Raw genomic sequence first — 17961 nt, 5'->3', positions numbered from 1 at the left:
CCGTCCACCTGGAAGCTCGCGAACGGCACCGGCCGCGACTCGTCGGTGATGTCGACGAACCACAGGAAGGAGGGGGACGACGGCCGGAGCCGCACCACGTCCTCGTCGGCCACGAGCAGCACGCGCCGGCCCCTGAGCGGGAAGGGGACGGGCAGCGCGGTGTGCGTGGGGCATGCGAACGGCGGGCTCCAGTCCAGTCCCGAGATCATCCGCGGCTTGGTCATCTCCTCGATGTCGAGGATCACGAAGCCCCCGTGCCAGTAGCTCACGTAGAGGCGGTTGCCCAGTCGGATCGGATGGTGACAGCGATGGTCGCGCCCCTTCCACGCGGGCACCTCGCCCCCCGCGGCCCACTGCCCGGGCATCCACCACCGCCCGACCTCCTCCGGGCGCTCGGGGTCCTTGAGGTCGAGGATCATCACGATGTTCCCGAGGTAGCCGTCGAGCTCGGGGGAGGCGTAGGCGTAGCGGCCGTCGAAGGTGAAGCGATGCATGCCGCGCGCGAGCCACGTCGTGATCCGGCGGGGGGCACTCGGTCGGGAAACGTCGTAGATGTCGAATCCGCCCGGGAAGTCCGCGGGCGGCGGCCCCGGCGGGTGGACCTCCCGGTTCACGAGCATCACGTCGTCGTCGACCCGCACCTTGTGCGAATGGATACCCTTCGGGATCGTGAGCTCGGCCAGCCGGTGGGGCCGGGCGGGATCGCTGACGTCGACGATGGTCGTGCCGTGGGGCGCCGCCATGTGGGCGATGTACGCGACGTTTCCCCGGACGACGACCTGACCACCGCCGGGGCAGTCGAAGTAACCGACTTCCTTCACACCGTTCGCCTGACTCACGCTGTCCTCCCTGCCTGTCCTGGTGCGGCGCGGTCGAAGGCCGCGGGGCGCCTCGCCGTTGTACCACGAGCGGCACTCCGATCTCCAGGGCGCAGGATCGTACCCTGCCGGGCTCGATTTAGCGAGCCATCTGAAATATCATCGGCGACGTTGCTCAACCGGGGACATCGTTCGATGGAACGTGACGGGTGCACGTAACGGGCAAAACCTTCAAAGGCCGCTACGTCGACTCAGTCGCGCTCATGCGCATCGCCGATGAGACGCGCCGGGTGCCCGGCGTCTCGTCGGCGGCGCTGGTGCTGGCGACGGCGGCGAATCGGCAGGCCCTCGTCGAGGCCGGGTTGTGGGCCCCCGGGGCCGAGGGCCCGGGGCCCGACGATCTGATCATCGCGGTCTCCGCCGAGAGCGAGGCCGCCGCCCGCGCCGGACTCGAGCGGGCCGAGGCGCTCCTGGCGACCCGCCGGCCCCGCGCGGCGCCCGCCGCTGCCGAGAGCCCGCGCTCCCTCACCGCGGGAGCGCGGGGGGCGGGGGACGCCAACCTGGCGGTCGTCTCCGTGCCGGGACGCTACGCGGTCGCCGAGGCGCATCAGGCCCTCTCCGCCGGTCTCCACGTCTTCGTCTTCAGCGATGGCGTGGACGTCGCCGACGAGGCGCAGCTCAAGCGACGCGCGCGCGCCCGCGGGCTCCTGCTGATGGGACCGGAGTGCGGGACGAGCATCATCAACGGAGTCGGGGTGGGATTCGCCAACGCCGTGCGGCGCGGCGCCGTCGGGCTGGTCGGGGCCTCGGGCACCGGCCTCCAGGAGGTGACCACGCTGGTCCATCGCCTGGGCGCGGGCGTGTCGCACGCGATCGGCACGGGGGGACGCGATCTTCAGGCCGCGGTCGGCGGCGTCACCACGCTCCAGGCGCTCGAGCTCCTGGGCGCAGACCCTCGTACGCGCGCGATCGTGATCGTGTCCAAGCCGGCCGACGATGTCATCGCCGGGGCGGTCCTCGAGGCAGCCTCGGACCTCGGAAAGCCCGTCGTCGCGTGCCTGCTCGGCTGGCGAGGGAAGGTTCCCGCGGGCGTGCGGGCGGCCCTGACCCTCGAGGACGCGGCGCTCGCCGCCCTCGCCGCCCTCGGCATGGAAGCGCGGCCACTCGCGGGACCGAAATCCACGAGCCGTCCCCGCGGTGCGAAATCACGCCCCTCGTCTCGCCGGGGGGGCGTCCACGGCCTCTACACGGGCGGGACACTGGCCGAGGAGGCGCGGGCGGTGGTCGGCGATGCCGCCGGCCGCTTCGTGGATTTCGGTGCTCCCCAGTACACCCGGGGACGGCCTCACCCGATGATCGATCCGGAGCTCCGCAACCGGGCCATCGCTGCGACCGGAGACGATCCCAGCGCCGCCGTGCTGCTGCTCGACGTCGTCCTCGGCCACTGCGCTCATCCCGACCCGGCCGGCGCCGCGGCCCCGGGGATCGGGGAAGCCCGGGCCCGGGCCCGGCAGGGCCGGCGGCAGCTCCACGTGGTGGCCCACGTGGTGGGGACCGAGGAGGATCCGCAGCGCCTCGCGGCGCAGGAGCGAACGCTGCGGGAGCTCGACGTGATCGTCTGTCCGAGCAACCGGCTGGCGGCCGCGACGGCGCGCGAGCTGGCGCGGGGACGCGATGAGCGCTGAGCGGGGCCTGCTCGACCGCGATGTGGTGGCCGTGTCCGCCGGGCCCGATCTCTTCGCCGATGCCCTCGCCAGCCAGGGGGCGCGGGTGACGCGGGTCGACTGGCATCCCCCGGCCATGGAGCGTGAGCTGGCCGCGCTCTGGCGCGACGATGTCGACGCAGCGAATCGCGAGGCGCTCGCTCGCCTGCTCTCCGCCCATCAGGTGCTGATCGACGTCCGCCCGGCCATCGAGGTCATTCCGGGCATGGCCCGCGACCTGATCCTCCACGCCGGACCGCCGATCGAGTGGACGCGCATGAGCGGCCCCCTCCGCGGCGCCCTCGTCGGCGCCCTGCTCTACGAGGGACTGGCCTCGACGCCGGACGACGCCGCGCGGCTGGCGGCCGCGGGCGGCGTGCGATTCGACCCCTGTCACCATCACGCCGCCGTGGGGCCGATGGCGGGCGTCACGACGGCCTCGATGCCGGTCTTCGTCGTCGAGAACCGCGCGCGTGGCAACCGCGCCTACTCCACCCTCAACGAGGGCCTGGGCAAGGTCCTGCGCTACGGCGCCTTCGCTCCCGAGGTGATCGAGCGCCTCCACTGGTTCCGCGACATTCTGGGGCCGGCCCTCGGCGAGGCGATCCGGCGCACCGGCGGCGTGGACGTGCGGGCGCTGATCGCCCAGGCCCTCCAGATGGGCGACGAGTGCCACAACCGGAATCGCGCCGCCTCGGCCCTGCTCATCAAGGCGCTGGCGCCTCACCTGGCGTCGCTCGACCTGCCGCCGGCCGAGCGGGCGCGCCTCCTGGCCTTCGCGGCGGGCAACGACCACTTCTTCCTGAACGTCGGCATGGCCGCCTGCAAGGCCGCCGCGGACGCGGCCCACGGCGTTCCGCGCTCGAGCCTGGTGACGACGATGGCCCGCAACGGGACGCAGTTCGGCATCCGCGTCAGCGGGCTCGGCGATCGGTGGTTCACGGCGGAGGCCCAGACGCCGGTCGGCCTCTACTTCGCGGGCTTCGGCGCCGCCGACGCCAACCCGGACATCGGCGACAGCGCGATCACCGAGACGGCCGGGATCGGCGGCTTCGCCATGGGCGCGGCGCCGGCCATCGTCGAGTTCGTGGGCGGCACGCCCGCCGATGCGCTCCGCTCCACGCGGCTCATGTACGAGATCACGCTCGGCGAGAACACCGCCTATCGCCTGCCCCCTCTCGACTTCCGCGGGACCCCCACCGGGATCGACGTGCGGCTGGTGATGCAGACGGGGATCCTGCCCCAGATCAACACCGGCATCGCCCATCGGGAGGCCGGCATCGGTCAGATCGGCGCGGGGCTCGTCAAGCCGCCCCGCGCCTGCTTCGAATCGGCCCTGCGCGCCCTGGCCGCGGAGCGCCATGGTGACTGAGCCCGGACCGTGCTTCCGCGTCGGCGTCGACACGGGCGGCACGTTCACCGACGTCGTCGCCCTCAACGAGGCGACCGGCGATGTCGTGACCACGAAGACGCCGTCGACGCCGCACGATCCCGCGTTGGCGGTGCAGGAGGGGATCCGCAAGGTCCTCCGCCTGGCCGGGGCCGGCACGGTGGCGGCCGTGTGCCACGGGACGACGGTCGCCACCAACGCGGTCCTGGAGGAGCGCTTCGACGACCTCGGCCTGGCGACGACGGAAGGCTTCCGCCATGTGCTGGAGATCGCGCGGCAGTCGGTGCCCCGGGGCTACGGGAACTCCTACTTCTGGGTGAAGCCCGAGCGGATCGTTCCACTCCACCGCGTCCGCGAGGTGCCCGGGCGCATGACCGTCGACGGCGAGGTGCTCCGACCGTTCGACGACAGGGCCGCGGTGGAGGTGGCGCGCTGGTTCAAGCGCAAGGGCATGCGCGCGATCGGCGTGTGCTTCATCCACGCCTACGCGAACCCGGAGCACGAGCGCCGCCTGCGCGCCGTGCTCGCGCGCGAGTATCCCGAGGCCCACGTCTCGATCTCCTCGGACGTACTTGCCGAATATCGCGAGTACGAGCGCACGGTGACGACCCTGGTCGACGCCTTCGTGAAGTCGCGGGTGGCCGGCTACGTCGGGGCCATCCGGGCCCGCCTCGACTCGGAGCTCGGGGGCGGCGTTCCCTTCTACGTGATGAAGTCCAACGGCGGCATCATCTCCGGCGATGAGGTGGCCCGCCAGCCGATCACGACGATCCTGAGCGGACCGGCCGCGGGCGCGCTGGGGGCGAGCCTTCTGGCCCGGCACGCCGGCTTCGCCCGCGTTCTCACCGCCGACGCGGGCGGCACCAGCACCGACATCTGCCTCGTCGAGCACGACACGCCCGGCCTCACGACCGACGGCGCCATCGGGCGGTTCCCCATCAAGGTGCCGATGATCGACATCGTCACGGTCGGCAGTGGCGGCGGCAGCGTGGCGTGGCTGGCGCCCGATGGGAGCCTCAAGGTGGGCCCGCGGAGCGCCGGCGCCGATCCCGGGCCGCTCTGCTACGGGCGGGGCGGCGCCGAGCCGACGGTGACGGACGCGCAGCTCCTGCTGGGCCGGATCCCGCCCCACCTCTTGGGCGGCGAGATCCCGCTCTCCCGCGACGCCGCCACGGAGGGGATGGCGGCCTTGGGCCGGGCCCTCGGGCTCGACCCGGCGCGCACCGGCGAGGGCGTGCTCGAGCTGGCGGCGTGGAATCAGGCCAACGCGATCCAGCAGGTGAGCGTCAAGCGCGGACTGGACCCGCGCGACTACACCCTGGTCGCCTTCGGCGGCTCCGGGCCTCTGCTGGCCGGGCGGTTGCTCGACCTCCTGCACCTCCACGCGGCGCTCATCCCGCCCTCGCCCGGCAACGTCTCGGCCCTCGGCCTCCTCGTCGTCGATCTCCGGAACGATTACGTCCAGACGTTCGTCCGGCGGGAGGACCGGCTGGACCTCGAGGCGATGAACGGCCACCTCGAGCGTCTGGAGGCGCTCGCGCGCGCGGCGCTGAGCGCGGAGGGCTTCGCCGAGCATGAGATGCGCGTCGCGCGCAGCGCCGACCTCCGCTACTTCGGCCAGGCCTGGGAGGTCCCGGTCGAGTTGCCTCCGGGGCCGCTCGACGCCGCGGCCGCGCGCCTGGCCGCCGACCGTTTTCACTCGGCTCACGAGAACCGCTACGGCTACAGCTACCGTCGCGACGCCGGGGGCGCGCAGCACGCGGAGCGGCAGCCACCCGCGGAGCGCCAGATGATCGAGTGGGTGAACCTGCGCGTGACGGGGATCGGGCCCAGCGGGCGCCCCAAGCTCCGCGAGCTGCCGCCCGGCGATGGGCGGTCCGAGCGGGCGCGCCGCGGCTCGCGGCCGGTGATCTTCGACGGGCGGGCGCGCGAGTGTCCCGTGTACGATCGCGCGGCGCTCCTGCCGGGCGACGCGCTGCCGGGACCGGCCATCGTGGAGGAGTACGGCGCCACCACGGTCGTCTTCCCGGAGCAGCGCGCCGAGGTCGATCGCTTCGGCAACCTGATCCTGACGCGGAGGCCCTGGTGAGCCTCGGGTCCGTCGACCCGATCCTCCTGGGGGTCGTCGAGGGCACGTTGGCCTCGGTGGAGGCCGAGGTGGAGGCGGCGATCGAGCGCACGTCGCGGTCACCCATGATCCGCGAGGCACGCGACTTCCGGGCCGGGATCCACGACCGACGGTGCCGCAAGCTGACGGGACGCTCCTACTCGGCGCTCGTCCAGCCCGTGGTGCGTGACTTCCCCGTCGACACGATGCGTCCGGGCGACGTCTACTTCCACAACGACGTCTACGCCTCCGAGGGCGGCATCGGCCACCTGCCCGACCTCTGCGTGACCGTCCCGGTGTTCCACGAGGGCGAGGTCGTCGCCTTCGTCCAGGCTTTCGGCCACCACGACGACATCGGAGGCGCGGTGCCCGGATCGATGCCGTCGCACGCCACCAGCGCCTACCAGGAAGGGCTCATCGTGCCCCCCGTCAAGCTCTACGACGCCGGACGGCCGAACGCCGACGTCATCAAGATCCTGGTGCGGAACTCCCGGCTGCCCGACAGCCTGCGCGGCGACCTCGACAGCGAGGTGGCCGCCTGCCGGATGGGGGCGGAGCGCCTGGGCGGTCTCTTCCAGCGCTATGGCCGCGCCCCGGTGGAACGGTGCTTCGACGCCATCCTGGACAGGACCACCGCGACCTTCCGGCGCGAGCTCCTCAGCAAGATCCCGGACGGAACGTACGTGTGGGAGGACTATGCGGAGCACGACGGCGTCGATCCGCCGCGTCTGCACACGCAGCGGATGACGGTCACCAAGCGGGACGACCGACTGATCATCGACTTCACGGGCACCAGCCCGCAGGCCAAGGGCCCGATCAATCACGCCGGCGACTATGCCGACGGCGTCTTTCTCAAGAAATGGCTGGCGCCGATCCTGCGAAACCTCGCCGACACGCCCGAGCGCATGGCGGAACTCGACGTCAACGAGGGGGTCGTCCCGCTCATCGAGCTACGCTTCCCGCCGCCGGGCACGCTCCTGACGCCGGCCTTCCCGGCGCCGACGAACGCGCGCACGTTCGTGATCCTCCGGCTCCTCGGCATCCTGGCCGGCGCGCTCGCCAAGGCCGTGGGCGGCCGTTTGCCCGCGGACCAGGAGACGATCCGCTACACCGGGTTCCACGGCCTCGACGCCGAGGGCCGCTTCTACTTGATGCGCGAGGTGCTGGGCGGCGGCTCGGGCGGCCGCCCCTGGGCCGACGGTTCGGACACGATCCACATCGTCCCCGACAGCAAGAATCTGCCCGTCGAGTTCACCGAGACGCGCTTCCCCCTCCGCGTCGAGCGGCTGGCCCTGGCGCCCGACTCCGGCGGGCCCGGTCTGCGGCGGGGGGGTCTCGGGTATCTCAAGGAGGTCCGCGTCCTCACCGACGGCGCGTTCCTCTGCGTCGCCGATCGCTCGATTCTCTCGTGCTGGGGCCTCAAGGGCGGCCGAGCGGGGGCGCCGTTCCGGGTGACCGTCGATCCGGGCGGCCCGAACGAGCGCGTGCTTCCCGGCCTCGTCGACGACGAGCCCGTCCCGGCCGGAACGCTGGTCAGGATCGAGACGACGGGTGGGGGCGGCTGGGGCGACCCACTCGAGCGCGAGCCCGAGCTGGTCACCCTCGACGTGCTCCAGGGCAAGGTCACCGCGCGGGCGGCGCGGGAGGAGTATGGTGTGGTGCTGGTCCCCGGCGAGGATGATGAGCCCCTGATCGACCGGGCGGCGACCCGCGCGCTCAGGGACGAGCTCCGCGCGACGCGCGGACCGCGACCGTTCTTCGACCGCGGTCCGGGCTACCGGAGGCTGGCCGGACGCGACCACGCGGAGGTGGACACCCTGGAGCCCGACGGTCGATGACGCTCAACCCGATCACCGACCTCCAGCTCTGGCAGCAGATGCTGCTGTACGCGGCGCCGCTGATCATCGCGGCCATGGGCGAGCTCTTGATCGAGCGGAGCGGTATCCTCAACGTCGCCATCGAGGGGATGATGCTGGTCGCGGCCGTGGTGTGCTTCGTCGCCGCGTTCCAGACGGAGAGCCCGCTCCTCGGGATGGCGGCGGCCATGGCCGCGGCCGGCCTCATGGCCCTCGTGCTCGCGTACTACGGGATCACGCTCCGCGGCTCCCAGATCACCGTCGGGCTCGGGCTCTACGTCCTCGGGATCGGGCTCTCCTCGCTGATCTACCGGGTGGTGTTCGGCGTCCGCCTCACGCCGCCCCGGATCGCCACGCTCGGCCCGCTGCCCGTCCCCGGGCTCGCCGACATTCCGGTGCTCGGTCCCATCGTGTTCCAGCAGAACGTCCTCGTCTACGTCGCCCTGCTCCTCGTCCCCGCCGTCCACCTCTTCCTCTACGCGACACCGCTGGGGCTCAGGATCCGGGCCACCGGAGAGAACCCGCGCGCCGTCGACGCGCTGGGCATCGACGTCGCCGCGCTCCGCTACGGCGCCACCGTGGTGGGCGGCCTCCTCATCGGGCTCGGCGGGGCCTATCTTCCCCTGACCCTCACCGGAACCTTCAGCGACAACATGACGGCCGGGCGGGGGTGGCTGGCGCTCATGCTGGTGATCTTCGGTCGCTGGCAGCCGGGGCTCGCCCTGCTGGGCGCGTTTCTCTTCGCGTACGTGGAGTCGTTCCAGTTCAAGGTGGCCATGGGCACCAAGCTGGTGCCGCCCCAATTTCTGCTCATGCTCCCCTACGTGCTCGCCGTGATCGTGCTGATCCGCATCTATAGCGGCGCCCGAGCGCCGCGGGCGCTCGCGCTGCCGTACGATCGCGAGGCGCGAGGATGAACCGAGTCTGAGAAAGGAGACCATGCCATGCGCGAGGCGAGATTTCCGAGGCTCTTACTGGCGCTCACCATCGTGGGGCTGATGCTGGTCGGCGTCGCGGGCGCTCCGTCTCCGGCCGCGGCCCCGGGCAAGCGAAAGCTGGCCATGATCCTTCCCGGCCCGATCCAGGACGCCGACTTCAACGCCGTGGGCTACGTGGCGCTCCAGGAGCTGGCCCAGGCGTACGACCTCCAGGTCTCGCACTCGGAGTCCGTGGCCGTGGCCGACGCCGAGCGCGTGTCGCGCGAGTACATCACCTCGGGCTACGGCATCATCGCCTACCACGGCGGCCAGTTCCCCACGATCATGAAGAAGCTCGCCGCCCAGTACCCGAACGTGGTCTTCATCCAGGAGGGCTCGGGGCGGATGGCCGACGCGCCGGCCAACGCCTGGGTCATCGGCCGCAAGTTCTATCAGGGCCTGTACGTGCTGGGCGCCCTCGGCGCGCTCTCGACCAAGACCGGCAAGGTCGGCTTCGTCGGCGGCGTCCGCCTCCCCGACCTCGTCGCCACGGCCAACGCGCTCCAGCAGGCCATCCGGGACCACAACCCCAAGGCCTCGCTCATCTACAACTTCATCGGCGACTTCAACGACCCGGTGAAGGCCCGCCAGACGGCCGAGGCGCAGATCGCCGCCGGCGCCGACTTCCTGGTGACCTTCGTGAATCTCGGCATCTACGGCGTGGCCGAGGCCGCCAAGGCCGCGTCGAAGCCGGTGCTGGTGACCACGCTCTACACCGAGAAGTGGGACACGGCTCCGAAGAACATGACGGTCGCCCTCGTCTTCGACTTCACCAAGCCGTACAAGGACATCGTCGGGCGCATCCTCAAGGGCGAGAAGGGCGGGTATTACGAGATGCGGCCGGGCAGCGGGATGGAGCTGTCCGACATCCGCAACGTCCCGCCGGAGGTGGCCGGCAAGGTCCGCGCGGTGTTCCGGGAGGTGGTGGCCGGCAAGCCTCTCGCCGAGATCACGGACAAGACTCCGTAACGTCGTGGCGGGAGCGGCGCCGATGAGGGTGGAGATGCGCGAGGTGGCCAAGCGCTTCGGCGACACCGTGGCGCTCCGGTCCGTGGATTTCGCGGCGGCGCGGGGAGAGATCCACGGCCTCCTCGGTGAGAACGGCGCCGGGAAGACGACCCTGATGAACATCCTGAGCGGCCTCTATCGCGCCGACCGCGGCCAGATCCTGATCGAAGGAACGCCGGCCGCGATCCGGTCGCCGGAGGACGCGCTCCGGTACCGGATCGGGATGGTCCACCAGCACGTCGAGCTGATCGACAGCTTCACCGCGCTGGAGAACGTCCTCCTGGGGCGCGAGGGCTCGCGACTCTGGCTCCGGACGGAGCGCCACCGCGCGGCGGTGGAGGACGTCGGGCGCCGCTTCGGCCTCGCCGTCGATCTCGACACGGAGGTCAAGCGCCTCGCGGTCGGCGTGCAGCAGAAGGTGGAGATCCTCAAAGCCCTCTACCGCGGCGTGGACGTCCTCATCCTGGACGAGCCCACCACGATGCTCACGCCCCAGGAGGTCGACGTCCTCTTCGCGACGATCCGGACGCTCGCCGAGCGGGGCGTCACCGTCATCTTCATCACGCACAAGATCCGCGAGATCCTGGCCAACTGCGACCGGATCACCGTGATGCGCAGCGGCACTGTGGTGGGCACACTGGACCGCGCCGTCGCCGACGAGTCCCGGCTCGTCGAGCTGATGATCGGCCAGCGGATCGCGGGCGTCGGCGCGGAAGATCGCCCCCAGACCCGGGGCGGCCCGGTCGCCCTCGACGTCCGCGGGCTCTCGGTGGCGGCCGATCGTCGCACCCGCGTCGTGGAGGGGTGCAGCTTCACGCTCGCCTCCGGCGAAGTGGTGGGGCTGGCCGGCGTGGCCGGCAATGGCCAGCGCGAGCTGGCGGAGGCCCTGCTCGGGCTCCGCCGCCATGCTCAGGGCACGATCGTCGTCGCCGGCCGGGACGTGACCCGCGCCTCCGTGCGCGACCGGCTGGGGGCGGGGCTCGCCTATATCCCCGAGGACCGCATCGAGGACGGCCTGCTCCCGGGCCTCTCGATCGCCGAGAACCTCATGCTCGGGCTCCACCACTGGGCCTTCCCCCGACGGACGATCTTCGACCGGAGGATCGCGCGCGAGCTCACGCGGCAGGCGATCGACGAGTACGCGGTCCTGGCCCGGAGCGAGGACGCCCGGGCCGCCACGCTCTCCGGCGGCAACATCCAGAAGGTCCTGGTCGCCCGGGCCCTGGCTCTGGCCCGGCTCACGCGTGGCGTGGTCCTCGTCGCCATGAATCCCACCCGCGGCCTCGACGTGCGGGCCACCGACTTCGTCCGACGGAGGCTCCTGGAGTTCGCGCAGAAGGGCGGGGCCGTCCTCCTGATCTCGGAGGACCTCGACGAGCTGCTCCAGATCTGCGACCGGATGCTCGTCATGTCCCGGGGATGCCTGGTGGGGGATTTCGGACGCCAGGACTTCGATCCGTACCGCGTCGGGGCTCTCATGGCGGGCACGGGCGTGGAGCGAGGGGCCTGATGCCGGGCGCGCCCGCGGCTCCGGCGCCGATCGCGCGGCGGTTCGTCGCCGAGGCCCTGATCTATCTCGGGGCGGTCGGCCTGGCCGCGCTGGTGAGCGCGCTGTTCATCGTGGCCATGCGCGGCGACGTCCTGGTGGCCTTCCGGACGATGCTGGCCAGCTCGCTGGGGAGCCTGGGCGGGATCGCCCAGACGCTCAACAAGATCTCGCCGCTCCTGCTCGGCAGCATCGCCGTCATGCTCGGCCTGCGCGGCGGCTTCGTCAACATCGGCGTCGACGGCCAGATCTACGCCGGCGCGATCCTCACCACCGCGGTCGCGTTCGCCCTGGCCGCGTTGAACCTCGCGGCCTCCGTCCTGGTGCCGACCGTACTGGCGGCGGGCGTCCTCGGCGGCGCGATCTTCGGCGCCGTTCCCGGCGTCCTCCGCGCCCGCTGGGGCGTCAACGAGATCTTCGTGACCGTGATGCTGAACTTCGTCGCCTACTACCTCACGGAGTACCTGAGCACGGGCCCCTGGAACGACGCCACCAGCGGCGAGGCCATCACGCTGCCGATCCCGGCGGCGGCGAACCTGCCGATGCTGCTGCCGCAGGCGGGCGCGCACGCCGGCATCCTGATCGCGCTCGGCGTCAGCGTCCTCGTCGCGCTCCTCCTGACGCGGACCCTCCTGGGCTACGAGATCCGCGCCGTTGGCGCCAATCCGCGGGCGGCCCTCACCGGGGGGATCAGCGTTCCGCGGATCACGCTCATGACGCTGACGCTGAGCGGTGCCCTCGGCGGCCTGGCGGGGGCGATCGAGGTCTCCGGCTACCACAACCGCCTCATCCTCGGCCTCACCCCGGGCTACGGCGTCATGGCCATCCTGATCTCGGTTCTCGGCAAGAACAGCCCGCTCGGCGTCGGGATCGCCTCGGCCGCGGTCGCCGTCCTGATGGTCGGCGCCGACTCGCTCCAGCGGAGCGTGAAGCTCCCGGCCAGCGCCGGGTTCGTCTTCCAGGCCATCGTGGTCCTCTGCGTCCTCCTGGTGGAGGCGCGCTCGGCCCGGCGGACGCTCTGATGACCACCCGCCTGATCGGTGCCCGGATCCCTCGCCACGAAGACGAGCGCCTGCTCCGGGGCCTCGGCTGCTTCGTGGACGACGTCAATCCGCGGGGCGTCCTCCACGCGGCCGCGCTCAGGAGCGCGCACGCGAGCGCTCGCATCGTCAGCATCGACGTCACCCGGGCCCGGGCGGTGCCCGGCGTGCAGCTCGTGCTGACTGCAGCCGACCTCGGTGGGCTGAACGAGCCCGGGCCGCTCCTGATCCCGCACCCGGCGCTCACGCATCCACGCACCCAGCGGCCCCTGGCCATCGATCGCGTCCGCTACGTCGGTGAGCTGGTCGCCTTCGTGGTCGCCGAGCATCGCTATGTCGCCGAGGACGCCGTCGAGCTGATCGACGCTGTGTACGAGCCGTCGCCGGCCGTCACCGACCTCGAGCGCGCGCTGGATCCCGCGGCTCCGCGCGTCCACGAGGATGTTCACGCCAACCGGGCGGCCCGGGTTGTCCAGAGCGTTGGCGACCCCGAGGCCGCGTTCCGCCGCGCGGCGCGAATCTTGAAGGAGCGCCTGTGGATCGAGCGGAGCTGCGGGAGCCCCATCGAGACCCGGGGCGTCGTCGCCGAGTACGACCCGCGCGGGCGGTCGCTCCGGGTGTGGAGCTCGACCCAGGCCCCCTTGCCGATCAAGAACGGGCTGGCGCGCATCTTCGGACTCCCGGAGTTCAACGTTGACGTGATCGCACCCGACGTCGGCGGCGGCTTCGGGACCAAGGTCATGCTCTTCTACGCGGAGGAGATCCTGGTCCCCCTCGCCGCCATCCGCCTGGGCCGCCCGGTGAAGTGGACGGAGGACCGCCGCGAACATTTGCTCGCCGCGAACCAGGAGCGCGGCCAACTCCACCAGGTCGAGGTGGCGATCGACCGCGAGGGCCGGATCCTCGGGCTGCGCGACCGGTTCCTGCACGACACCGGCGCCTACACGCCCTACGGCATCGTCGTCCCGCTCATCACCTCGACCCAGCTCCCCGGCCCCTACCGCCTGCGGAACTACCATGTCGAGTTCGAGGTCGCCTACACGAACCGGGTCCCGGTGAGCCCCTACCGGGGTGCCGGGCGGCCGCACGGGGCCTTCGTGATGGAGCGCGTCATCGGCCTCATCGCGCGCGAGCTCGACCTCGAGCCGGTCGAGGTGCGGCGCCGCAACTTCATCCAGCCGGACGAGTTTCCGTGGGACGTCGGCCTCACGTTCCAGGACGGCGGCCCCACGCGCTACGACAGCGGCAACTACCCGGCCGGGCTCGACATGGCCCTCGACATGATCGGCTTCCTGGACTTTCGGGCGCACCAGGCCACGGCCCGCGCCCGGGGGCGCTGGCTCGGGCTCGGCGTCGGCTGCTACGTCGAGGGGACGGGCATCGGTCCCTACGAGGGCGCGCACGTGCGGGTCGAGCCGAGCGGCAAGGTCCTCGTCGCCACCGGCCTCGCGACCCAGGGGCAGGGGCACGCGACCACGTTCGCCCAGATCGCCGCCGACGCCCTCGGCTGCGATCCCGCCGACGTGACGGTGGTGACGGGCGACACGCGACGTTTCAACTGGGGCGCGGGGACGTACGCGAGCCGCGGTCTCGTCGTGAGCGGCACCGCGATCCACGCGGCCGCCCTCAAGGTGCGCGACAAGGCGCTCCGCATCGCGGCCGAACTGCTCGAGGTCTCGGCCCACGATCTGGAGCTGGTCGCCGGCGTGGCGCGGGTGAAGGGCGTGCCCGGTCGCGAGCTGACGCTCGGCGCGCTGGCCACCGTGGCCAACCCCATCCGCTACGCATCCGGCAAGGACGCGGCGGAAGCCGCGCTCCGTCTCGTCAAGCCGCGAGCCGGCGCGGTCCTGGCCGCGGGCGAGGAGCCCGGGCTCGAGGCCTTCGGCTACTACGCGCCGCCGCAGGCCACGTTCGCCAGCGGCTGCCACGCCGTCATCGTCGAGGTGGACGTCGCCACCGGCAGCCTCACGATCCTGCGTTACGTGGTCCAGCACGACTGCGGCACGATCGTGAACCCTACTGTCGTGGAGGGACAGATCCGGGGCGGCGTGGCGCAGGGAATCGGCGGCGCCTTTTACGAGAGGATCGTCTACGACGAGCGTGGCCAGCCGCTGACCACGAGCTTCATGGATTTCCTGATCCCGACGGCGATGGAGGTGCCGGAGATCGAGATCTGCCACACCGAGACGCCGTCGCCACTGAACCCGCTCGGCGTCAAGGGCGCGGGCGAGGCCGGCGCTATCCCGGTCCCCGCGGTGATCGCCGAGGCCATCGATGACGCGTTGGCGCCGCTCGGCGTCCGCGTCCGCGAGATGCCGCTCGACCCGGGCCGGCTGCTGGCGCTGATCGACGCCGCCCGCCCGTCTCGAGGATTCACCATTTCCTGACAGGAGGACGGACCGATGCACGCTCAGGCTTTCAAGGTTGGAATGCACTCCCCCGACGATGTCAGCGAGGCGGCGAAGCTCCTGGACAAGGGCGTCTTCCGCGCCGAGCACGTGGTGGCGATCCTCGGCAAGACCGAGGGCAACGGCGGCGTCAACGACTTCACGCGCGCCCTGGCGACGCTCTCCTTCCAGATGCTCCTGGCCGAGCGCGCGGGCCGCGCGCTCTCCGACATCGCCAAGCGCGTCCCCATCATCTGGTCGGGCGGCACCGAGGGCCTCATGAGTCCCCACGCGACCATCTTCACCCGCGAGCCGGATCGTGGCCGGGCGAGCGGGCAGAAGCGGTTCGCCGTCGGCACCGCCTACACCCGCGACCTCCGGCCCGAGGAGTTCGGCACCGCGGTCCACGCGCGCGTCGCCGCCGAGGGCGTGAAGGCCGCGCTGGTCGACGCCGGGATCGAGTCGCCCCCGGACGCCCACTTCGTGCAGATCAAGACGGGGGCCCTCACCACCGAGCGGATCCACGACGCCCGCGGCCGCGGGAAGCCCGTGGTGACCGGGGACACCTACAAGTCGATGGCCTACGGCCGGGCCGCCGCCGCGCTGGGCGTCGGCATCGCCACCGGCGAGGTCGAGGCGGCCAAGCTCTCCGACACGCTGATCGGCTCGGACTTCTCGGTGTTCTCCAACGTCGCCTCCACGTCGTCGGGCGTCGAGCTGATGAACTGCGAGATCATCGTCCTCGGCAACTCCACGCGCTCGACGAGCGACCTGGTGGTCGGCCACGCGGTGATGAAGGACGCCCTCGACGCCGCCGCCGTGCGGGAGGCGCTCCGGCGCGCGGGCCTGGCCGTCGAGTGCGAGCTGGCGGACGCCGACCGTGGCCGGCTCGTCAACGTCTTCGCCAAGTGTGAGCCCGATCTCACCGGCCAGACCCGCGGGCGCCGGCACGTCATGTTCGACGACTCGGACATCAACTACACGCGCCACATCCGGGCCGTGGTGAACGCAGTGATCGCCGCCGTCACCGGCGATACGATGTGCTACGTCTCGGCGGGGGCCGAGCACCAGGGGCCGGCCGGCGGCGGCGTGGTGGCGGTGCTGGCGGTCGCCCGGTGAGGGGACAAAGGAGAACAACATGACGTGCCGATCCAGATTTGCTCGACTCCCGGTGGCGCTTGTCACGCTGACCCTGGTGGTGGGGGCGTGGCTGGCGCCGGGTCCCACCCTGCCGGCCGCCAGCGGGAAGAAGATGGCCATGATCTTCCCCGGCTCCATCCAGGACGCCGACTTCAATACCGTCGGCTACGTCGCACTCCAAGAGGTGGCCAAGAGCCACGACCTGCAGGTCGCCTACTCCGAGTCGGTGGCCGTGGCCGACGCCGAGCGCGTCTCGCGCGAGTACATCACCGCCGGCTACGACATCGTCGCGTACCACGGCGGCCAGTTCCCGACCATCGCGCGGAAGCTGGCCGCGCAGTTCCCGAACGTGATCTTCATCCAGCAGACTTCGGGCGCGGTGGCGGACGCGCCCGCCAACGTCTGGACCCTCGGGCGGAAGTGGTATCAGGGGTACTACGTGCTGGGTGTGGTGGGGGCGCTCTCGACCAGGACCAACAAGATCGGATTCGTGGGCGGCGTGCGGATCCCCGACGTGGTCTCCTCGATCAACGCGGTCAACCAGGCCCTCCGGGACCACAACCCGAAGGCCCAGCTGGTGTGGAGCAACACCGGCGACTTCAACGACGGGGTGAAGGCCCGGCAGACCGCCGAAGCCCAGATCGCTGCCGGAGCGGACTTCATCATCACATTCGTCAACCTCGGCGTCTACGGTGTCGCTGAGGCGGCCAAGGCGTCGCCCAAGCCCGTGCTCCTGACGACCTTCATGACCGACAAGTGGGACGTGGCGCCGAAGCACTTCGCCGGCTCGCTCCTGGCCAACTTCCGCACGCCCTACCAGGAGATCGTCGGGCGGATCTTGAAGGGCGAGAAGAGCGGGTACTACGAGATGCGGCCGGGGAGCGGCATGGAGCTCTCCGAGCTCCGAAACGTCCCGCCGGAGGCGGCGGCCAGGGCCCGGGCCATCTTCAAGGAGGTCGCGGCCGGCAAGCCGGTGCCCGAGATCACCGACAAGGTGCCGACGCCGTGAAGGTGAAGCTCGCCGTCGTGCAGCCGAGGACGCGGCTCGGCCCGGAGGAGGAGACGAACGTCAAGGAGGCCGTGCGCTACATCGAGGCGGCGGCGCGGCGGGGCGCCCACCTCGTGCTCTTCCCGGAAACGTACCCGGGGCCCTGGACCGATCGGATCCGCTACGACCCCCTGGGGCCGCTGGCCGCTCAGGCGAAGGCCTCCGGCGTGTGGGTGGTGGCCGGCACCTCCGAGCCCGTGCCGGGGAGTGCCGACGGTTACTACAACGTGTGTCTCCTGATCGGCTCCGACGGCGACCTGGTCGGGAAATATCGGAGAACCAGTCCGCCGGGCCCGTACATCTACAAGGGCGGCCCGTTCTGGGACTTCAACTACACGCCGGCCGACGATCTGCCCGTGTTCGAGACCCCGTTGGGCACGATCGGCATCCTCATCTGCAGCGAGGTGTTCGTCCCCGAGCTCTCTCGGATCCTCGCGCTGAAGGGCGCGGAGATCATCCTCCTTCCCACGGGGCGGGTCGTCGATTTCAACGAGAACTGGCTGACGCTCGTCCGGGCGCGGGCGGTCGAGAACCTCGCCTTCACCGCCACCGGCCAGAACCTGATCGGCAACGAGGGGATGGCGATGGTGGCCTCGCCCGAGCGCGTGCTCGCCGAATCGAAGGAGGAGGGCATTCTCCTCGCCGAGCTGGACCTGGGGCGCGTGCGCGAGCTGCGGAGGCTGGCTCCGAAGATCAGCGGCTCGGGGCAATTCAAGACGATCCCGGGCATCGCGAGCTTCCGGCGACCGGAGGTGTTCCGGAAGAACGCGCCCGAGTGAGGCGGGGAGACGGGCAGGTGCGGCAGGGATCGCGGGACCACGCGGCACGCGTCCGCTGCCCGTCGCGGCTGGGCTCCACCTGGGGACGCGGGGTCCGTCGCCGGGCGGCGGGAACGGGTCCCGTCGACCCCTGCCGCACCTGCCCGTCTCCCCCACTAACCG

13 protein-coding genes are annotated in these 17961 nt (G+C 71.6%); 12 read left to right on the top strand and 1 reads right to left on the bottom strand.

Translation table 11 applies throughout. From position 1 onward, the window contains the following. A partial coding sequence (locus VGV13_22250; GenBank protein HEV8643798.1) for a hypothetical protein occupies positions 1 to 839 on the bottom strand: 839 nt, incomplete at its 3' end. A 242-nt stretch (positions 840 to 1081) separates the two neighbouring features. On the opposite strand from VGV13_22250, the gene VGV13_22245 reads away from it, so the two are divergent. The 12 genes from VGV13_22245 to VGV13_22190 are packed head-to-tail and all read left to right on the top strand — an operon-like array spanning position 1082 to position 17799. Next, on the top strand, positions 1082 to 2503 hold the full coding sequence (locus tag VGV13_22245; protein ID HEV8643797.1) for a hypothetical protein: 1422 nt from the start codon (positions 1082 to 1084) through the stop codon (positions 2501 to 2503). After that, positions 2493 to 3893, top strand: a complete 1401-nt coding sequence (locus tag VGV13_22240) for a DUF1116 domain-containing protein (protein HEV8643796.1) — start codon at positions 2493 to 2495, stop codon at positions 3891 to 3893. Before VGV13_22245 ends, VGV13_22240 begins: the two co-directional genes overlap by 11 nt. Further along, positions 3883 to 6000 (top strand): hydantoinase/oxoprolinase family protein, encoded by a 2118-nt coding sequence (locus VGV13_22235; GenBank protein HEV8643795.1) that lies wholly within the window; start codon positions 3883 to 3885, stop codon positions 5998 to 6000. Before VGV13_22240 ends, VGV13_22235 begins: the two co-directional genes overlap by 11 nt. Next, positions 5997 to 7856, top strand: coding sequence for a hydantoinase B/oxoprolinase family protein (locus VGV13_22230; protein ID HEV8643794.1), 1860 nt, complete (start codon positions 5997 to 5999; stop codon positions 7854 to 7856). Before VGV13_22235 ends, VGV13_22230 begins: the two co-directional genes overlap by 4 nt. Further along, positions 7853 to 8791 carry an ABC transporter permease gene (locus VGV13_22225; GenBank protein HEV8643793.1) on the top strand — a complete coding sequence of 313 codons (939 nt, stop codon included), beginning with the start codon at positions 7853 to 7855 and terminating at the stop codon, positions 8789 to 8791. The genes VGV13_22230 and VGV13_22225 overlap by 4 nt, the downstream gene beginning before the upstream one ends. Before the next feature lie 27 nt (positions 8792 to 8818). Further along, the gene (locus VGV13_22220) at positions 8819 to 9820 is read left to right on the top strand and encodes a BMP family protein (GenBank protein ID HEV8643792.1); all 1002 of its coding nucleotides are present in this window, start codon (positions 8819 to 8821) and stop codon (positions 9818 to 9820) included. A gap of 22 nt (positions 9821 to 9842) precedes the next feature. Further along, the gene (locus VGV13_22215; GenBank protein HEV8643791.1) at positions 9843 to 11369 is read left to right on the top strand and encodes an ABC transporter ATP-binding protein; all 1527 of its coding nucleotides are present in this window, start codon (positions 9843 to 9845) and stop codon (positions 11367 to 11369) included. Next, on the top strand, positions 11369 to 12427 hold the full coding sequence (locus VGV13_22210) for an ABC transporter permease (GenBank protein ID HEV8643790.1): 1059 nt from the start codon (positions 11369 to 11371) through the stop codon (positions 12425 to 12427). Before VGV13_22215 ends, VGV13_22210 begins: the two co-directional genes overlap by 1 nt. Next, positions 12427 to 14832, top strand: coding sequence for an aerobic carbon-monoxide dehydrogenase large subunit (gene cutA, locus VGV13_22205; GenBank protein HEV8643789.1), 2406 nt, complete (start codon positions 12427 to 12429; stop codon positions 14830 to 14832). The genes VGV13_22210 and cutA overlap by 1 nt, the downstream gene beginning before the upstream one ends. Positions 14833 to 14847: 15 nt before the next feature. Continuing rightward, on the top strand, positions 14848 to 15951 hold the full coding sequence (locus VGV13_22200; GenBank protein ID HEV8643788.1) for a ring-opening amidohydrolase: 1104 nt from the start codon (positions 14848 to 14850) through the stop codon (positions 15949 to 15951). Between the two features lie 19 nt (positions 15952 to 15970). Beyond that, complete coding sequence (locus VGV13_22195; GenBank protein ID HEV8643787.1) at positions 15971 to 16981, top strand: BMP family protein; 1011 nt, start codon at positions 15971 to 15973, stop codon at positions 16979 to 16981. Further along, complete coding sequence (locus tag VGV13_22190; GenBank protein HEV8643786.1) at positions 16978 to 17799, top strand: carbon-nitrogen hydrolase family protein; 822 nt, start codon at positions 16978 to 16980, stop codon at positions 17797 to 17799. Before VGV13_22195 ends, VGV13_22190 begins: the two co-directional genes overlap by 4 nt. Positions 17800 to 17961 lie beyond the last annotated feature (162 nt).

This window comes from Candidatus Methylomirabilota bacterium (assembly GCA_036001065.1).
Taxonomy (GTDB): Bacteria; Methylomirabilota; Methylomirabilia; order Rokubacteriales; family CSP1-6; genus MNEF01.
The sequence above is the reverse complement of the archived record's forward strand: the minus strand, read 5'-3'. Positions and strand labels throughout refer to the sequence as shown.